Origin of the sequence: Candidatus Kryptobacter tengchongensis, assembly GCF_001458555.1 — a bacterium.
GTDB lineage: Bacteria > Bacteroidota > Ignavibacteria > Kryptoniales > Kryptoniaceae > Kryptonium > Kryptonium tengchongense.
Genome location: NZ_CZVH01000008.1, coordinates 1 through 5,270, shown reverse-complemented (window position 1 = coordinate 5,270; position 5,270 = coordinate 1). Strand labels below are relative to the sequence as shown.

The following is a 5,270-nucleotide window of genomic DNA, read 5'->3' as shown; positions in this document are numbered from 1 at the left end:
TTGAGTTGAAAGGTTCGGGATATTTAAATTATCGTCGGAGTGAATTTATTTTCGGGGTCATTTTAAATTCTTCATATAACGCAAGAAGTAAAAAGCCAGTCCCATATTATCCTAATTTTTCTGCAAATCTTGGGTATGGGCATAAATTTGGGTTTGGACTTGCAATTAATCTGGAAATTAATTTAATTAGTAGTAGAGTCTATAACTTTGAGGGAGACGAATTGAAAGGTTTTGCTCTTGCTAATTTGAGAGGTGAGTATGAAGTTTTCAGGAATTTTAAAGTTTTTGTGAATTTTGATAATTTATTTGCACAGAGGTTTTATCTATGGCATAGTTATCTTGAACCAGATATTGTGGTCATTGGTGGAGTAGAATATAGGTTTTAAATAAGTTGGAGGTTTTAAGATGACCAAAGATGAATTTACAAAGTTGCTTGCGAAAGATATGAAGTGGAGCGTGGCAAAGACGGAAAGAGTTCTTGATGCGTTTTTTAATCTCGTATCTGAAATTTTGATAAAGGAGAAAAAGTTAAATTTATTCAGATTCGGGGTTTTCACTGTAAAACATAGGGCAAGCAGAAAGGGGCGCAATCCAAAAACTGGCGAGGAATTGATTTTGCCACCCAAAGAGTATCCTTATTTCAAGCCAAGTAAATCAATAATTAGCGCAATTAACAATAGGTAGGTTTTTTCATGGATAAAAATGAATTTTTAAATTCTCTGTCAAAGCGTGCGGGGATTTCCTATGATGAAGCGAAGTTGTTTTATGATAAATTTATTCAAAGATTTGTAAAAGTTCTGAAATCGGGACAAAGCGTTAGAATTTCCGGTTTTGGCGAGTTCAAAGAAAAAGCGCGAAAGACAAGAAGAGTTTTTGACCCAAAGACAGGATTTGAAAAAGTCATCCCATCAAAAATTGTTGTTAGCTTTTCACCAGCAAAAATTTTCCTTGAGAAGGTCAACATAAAGTATAAGAATCTGAAACCAGTTGTCGTCAAGGTTCAATCAGCAATTGTTGAAGAGAAAGATTTGGATGAGTTCAATCTCACATTTTTTGAGTCGGGGAAAAAACAGGAAGATGTAAAAATTGAATTTAATGCGGTGGAAGAAGAACCAGTTGTTGAGGAGTTTAAAATTTCTAAACTTAAAGATGGGGAAGATTACCTTTATTTGCCTGATGAATCTAAAGCGGTTGAAAGGTTTGAGGATATAGATATTGATGTTCCAGTTTTTGATGTTTTTCAAAATGTTAGGATGATTAAAAATGGCGAGGAGATGTATGAAGATAAAATAAAAACTAATAATAAGGAGGTAAAAATGCCAGAATTTGATTTAACCGAAGAACCACGACAGCAGCCGGAGAAAAAAACATCCAAAAAATTTTTTGATGATACACAAAAAGAGGAGGTGCCATCTATGGCGTTTGAATATGAGGAAGAAAACAACAAGCGAACAGGTTTTTGGTTTTTTCTTTTTGTGGTGTTTTTAATCTTTGTTGGCGGGGTTATATTTCTCCTGAATCAGTATGGTTATATTCATCTTTGGGGTGAAGGTAAAAAGACAGGCAAAGTTGAATTTAAACAGCCAGAAGAAGTTATTGTGACGACGCCAGAGGTCAAGCCAAGGGTGGAAACTCCACCTGTAGGTGAGGAAAGAAAGCCACAGCCGGTTATTACAACTCCAAAGCCCGAGAAGCCGAGTATTTCAAAGCCGATTCCAAAGGTAGGGAAAAGTTATGTGATTCAGGTTGCTTCATTTCAAGATAAAAAGTTAGATGATGCTCTTGCAAGTAATTTGAAGAAAAAGGGTTATAATGCGTTTGTTGAGAGGGCGTTTGTTGAATGGAAGGGTGGAAATTGGTATCGTGTTCGGGTCGGATTTTTTGATTCAATTGAACAGGCGAATGAAATGGCAAGGAAATTGAAAAAAGATGCAAGGGTTGAAAAGATTTGGGTAAGTAAGGCTGTAAGAAGTATAACCAAGTAAAAGTAAATTCAGAAGATATATGGTAAAGTTTGTCTTTCTGGATTACTTTTGGCTTGTTCTTTACCTTATTTTGATGACCGGGGCGGGGGTTTTGTTCTATAATCTTGGTAAAAGATCTGAGGCGATTTCCCAATTGCGTGGTTTGTAACTATGATAATTATTGCTGTTTTAGGTGGGTTTGGAATGGGAACAAGTATTGATTGGTATGTTGAAGCTCAAAGAATTCAATCATCAAAAACGGTTCGTGATGCCTCGTATAGTATCTGGTGGGGCACTGCGTTGACATTGACAAGAAATGCCCTTTGGGCTGTTGCTATAATTGCTTTTTTTGTGATGTATCCATATATGACCGACACAAAAGAGTATGAGATGGCATGGTTTAGAATTGCTTTTGAACATCTCCCAGCTGGCATGGCTGGATTTTTGTTCGCAGGTATTGTGGCAATTCATATATCAACTATTTCAACGCATTTAAATCTTGGTTCAGTTTACCTAACCCGTGATATTTATCATCATTATGTAAATCCAAACGCAAGCCAAAAAGAGCTTGTGTGGGTTGGGAGAATTTCAACATTTATTCTTCTAATTGGCTCGTTTATTTATGGCTCAATGATGGAGGAAATAACGAAATGGCTGATTTTTGCACTGTGGATAATGGGTGCCGGGATGTGGCTCCCAAACATCCTGCAAGTTGTATGGTGGAGATTTAATTCTTGGGGTTATCTTTCAGCTTGGATTGCAAACCTTGGATTTTCATGGCTTGTTGTGTGGATTCTACCCGCATTTGGAATTATCCCCGAATTGCCTGATTATTTGCAATTTTGGATTTTAATGGTTTTAACTGCCCTTGTTTATATTCCCGTGACTCTTCTGACAAAACCTGAAGATATGGAACATCTTGTCAAGTATTATGTTATGACAAGACCGATTGGATGGTGGAAACCTGTTGAAAATGAAGCAAGGAAAAGGGGATTGATAAAATAAAAATAGTGTTGGGTTATGAGCTTCATAAGAAGGAATTGGACTCCTGAAGAAGCGGATAAATGGACTCGTGAGGATATAATTGCTATTGTTATCTCGCCATTTGCATATGCTTTCTTGATGATCGGAGTTGCTTTAAGTTTATTTCTTTTTATATGGGGCTTTGTGTTTCTTTTGATTGGGATAATTTTGACTGGCATTATGCACTGGATAATAGATCCAAAGCTGAAGGCTATTTCAAACGAATATGAGAAGAAGCAACGAGAATATATAGAAAATCTTGAAAAGATAGTGAGTTGGAGGGAGTGATGGAAAAAAGTTTAAGTGTAGTTTTAGGGATGACAATCGCATATTTCGTTTCATTTCTTGGTTTGATACTTGCGTATATTTCGTATAAGAAAAGAAAGGGTATCAAAAAATGAACAGTGATACGATTATATGGGGGTTGATTATACCATTTGGCATCTTCACGGTTTCCTTTGTGATAACTTATATGCTTTATAAAAAATTTTCAAAAGAATTAGGCGCAAATGATAAACACACAAGCTAAGGATGTGGAGAATAAATCCCACTCTCTAAATTCTTAGAGAGTGGGTGAGGATGAGTCAACTCCAAATTTTTAATCGTAATATTCAAGTCCAAGGTGTGTGATTAATTCCTCTCCCATCAGGTGACGGAGTCGGTTTTTGAGTTTCATTAACTGTATGAATAAATCATGCTCTGGGTAAATTGTTGGGGCATGCATTGGGCTTTTGAAGTAAAAAGATAGCCATTCTTGAATTCCATGCATTCCGCTTCTTTGGGCAAGGTCAAGGAAAAGGGCAAGATCAAGCACAATTGGAGCTGCAAGTATTGAATCCCGACAGAGGAAATTTATTTTAATTTGCATCGGATAGCCAAGCCATCCAAATATATCAATGTTATCCCAAGCTTCTTTTTCATCCCCACGCGGTGGATAAAAGTTAATTCTCACCTTATGATAGTAATTTCCATATAAATCGGGGTAAAGCTCTGGCTGTAAGATATACTCAAGAACGCCAAGCTTACTTACTTCTTTCGTTTTAAATGAGTCCGGATCGTCAAGGACTTCGCCGTCTCTGTTGCCAAGGATATTGACGGAAAACCACCCCGTAAGCCCAAGCATTCTTGCCTTTAGCATTGGTGCTATCACTGTTTTAACAAGGGTTTGACCTGTTTTAAAATCTTTTCCAGCGATTGGAACATTCATCTCTTTTGCAAACTCAATTAAAGCAGGAATATCAACTGATAGATTTGGTGCACCGTTTGCATATGGGACACCTTCTGCGATCGCCGCATAGGCGTAGATCATGCTTGGCGAGATTGCATCATCATTTCTTTTCATCGCTTCTTCAAATTTAGAGAGTGTTTGATGAACTTCGGTTGGCTCCATGTAAATCTCCGTGCTTCCACACCAGATCATGACAAGGCGATCACAGTTATTTTTCTCTTTGAAATTTTTTATATCCTCTCTTAACATCTGAGCAAGTTCAAATTTGTCTTTCGCTTTTTTCACATTGGGACCGTCAAGTTTCTTAACATATTTTTTATCAAATACTGCTTTCATAGGTTTTATTTGTTCAAGTTCATCTTTGACAAGATCAAGATGTTCTTTTCTCAATACCCCTGCCTTTAGAGCTGATTCATAAGCATTGTCCTCAAAAATATCCCATCCACCGAAGACAAGATCATTTAAATCCGCAAGTGGGACAAAATCTTTAATTTTTGGGAATCTTCTTTCAGTCCTTTTCCCAAGTCTAATTGTTCCCATTTGTGTGAGCGAGCCAATTGGTAATGCTAAACCCTTGCGGACAAGTAGGGTTCCAGCTATAAAAGTTGTCGCAACAGCTCCGAGCCCAGGTAAAAGCACGCCAACTTTCCCAATGGGTTCTTTTATTTGTGCTCCAGATTTTGTCCTTATCATTTTTTCACCTCTTTATTATTTTGTGTTGCAAATTCATTTTCAGGTTGAGTTGCGAGTTTTTCTATTTCTTTTGATTTTTTCCAAACGTAATGGAGTCTTTGAAACGCCGTTATATTTGTAAGAACAGCCATTATGTAAATTGCGATTGAAAGTGGCATAGGCGGATATGCGGGGAGATCAAAATTAATCTTTTCAAAAACATAATCAAAAAAACTTACAAAATGATCATGCAAAAAATAGAAAACCGAACTAAAACCTAACAAAACAATCCTTTCTGCTCTTCTCATAAACCCGATGTTGCACTCAAATCCGAGCCCTTCAGCTCTTGCTCTTATATAGCTTACCATCATTGAACCACCAAT

6 protein-coding genes and 2 pseudogenes are annotated in these 5,270 nt (G+C 36.9%); 6 read left to right on the top strand and 2 right to left on the bottom strand.

What is annotated here, in order from left to right; translation table 11 throughout:
* The 6 genes and pseudogenes from AT685_RS00270 to AT685_RS08645 all read left to right on the top strand — a co-directional run.
* Window positions 1-386: pseudogene (locus tag AT685_RS00270) on the top strand (TonB-dependent receptor); the annotation flags it as partial.
* Window positions 387-405: 19 nt separating this feature from the next.
* Window positions 406-684 carry an HU family DNA-binding protein gene (locus AT685_RS00265; protein WP_072149894.1) on the top strand — a complete coding sequence of 93 codons (279 nt, stop codon included), beginning with the start codon at window positions 406-408 and terminating at the stop codon, window positions 682-684.
* 8 nt (window positions 685-692) lie between these two features.
* Complete coding sequence (locus tag AT685_RS00260) at window positions 693-1,985, top strand: HU family DNA-binding protein (protein ID WP_072151076.1); 1,293 nt, start codon at window positions 693-695, stop codon at window positions 1,983-1,985.
* Window positions 1,986-2,135: 150 nt separating this feature from the next.
* On the top strand, window positions 2,136-2,969 hold the full coding sequence (locus AT685_RS00255; RefSeq protein WP_081040496.1) for a sodium:solute symporter family transporter: 834 nt from the start codon (window positions 2,136-2,138) through the stop codon (window positions 2,967-2,969).
* A gap of 15 nt (window positions 2,970-2,984) precedes the next feature.
* On the top strand, window positions 2,985-3,275 hold the full coding sequence (locus tag AT685_RS00250) for a hypothetical protein (protein WP_072149897.1): 291 nt from the start codon (window positions 2,985-2,987) through the stop codon (window positions 3,273-3,275).
* A gap of 109 nt (window positions 3,276-3,384) precedes the next feature.
* Complete coding sequence (locus tag AT685_RS08645; protein WP_267885877.1) at window positions 3,385-3,516, top strand: hypothetical protein; 132 nt, start codon at window positions 3,385-3,387, stop codon at window positions 3,514-3,516.
* Window positions 3,517-3,585: 69 nt separating this feature from the next.
* On the opposite strand, the gene AT685_RS00245 is transcribed toward AT685_RS08645, so the two are convergent.
* Both AT685_RS00245 and AT685_RS00240 read right to left on the bottom strand, forming a co-directional pair.
* Window positions 3,586-4,908, bottom strand: coding sequence for an inositol-3-phosphate synthase (locus tag AT685_RS00245; RefSeq protein WP_072151075.1), 1,323 nt, complete (start codon window positions 4,906-4,908; stop codon window positions 3,586-3,588).
* Window positions 4,905-5,270, bottom strand: a pseudogene (locus AT685_RS00240) (hypothetical protein); the annotation flags it as partial. The pseudogene AT685_RS00240 and the gene AT685_RS00245, both read right to left, overlap by 4 nt.

Excerpts from the sequence above, each read along its gene's own strand:
- AT685_RS00245 (WP_072151075.1), bottom strand. The coding sequence starts at position 4,908 with ATGATAAGGACAAAATCTGGAGCACAAATAAAAGAACCCATTGGGAAA.
- AT685_RS00260 (WP_072151076.1), top strand. The coding sequence starts at position 693 with ATGGATAAAAATGAATTTTTAAATTCTCTGTCAAAGCGTGCGGGGATT.
- AT685_RS00265 (WP_072149894.1), top strand. The coding sequence starts at position 406 with ATGACCAAAGATGAATTTACAAAGTTGCTTGCGAAAGATATGAAGTGG.
- AT685_RS08645 (WP_267885877.1), top strand. The coding sequence starts at position 3,385 with ATGAACAGTGATACGATTATATGGGGGTTGATTATACCATTTGGCATC.
- AT685_RS00250 (WP_072149897.1), top strand. The coding sequence starts at position 2,985 with ATGAGCTTCATAAGAAGGAATTGGACTCCTGAAGAAGCGGATAAATGG.
- AT685_RS00255 (WP_081040496.1), top strand. The coding sequence starts at position 2,136 with ATGATAATTATTGCTGTTTTAGGTGGGTTTGGAATGGGAACAAGTATT.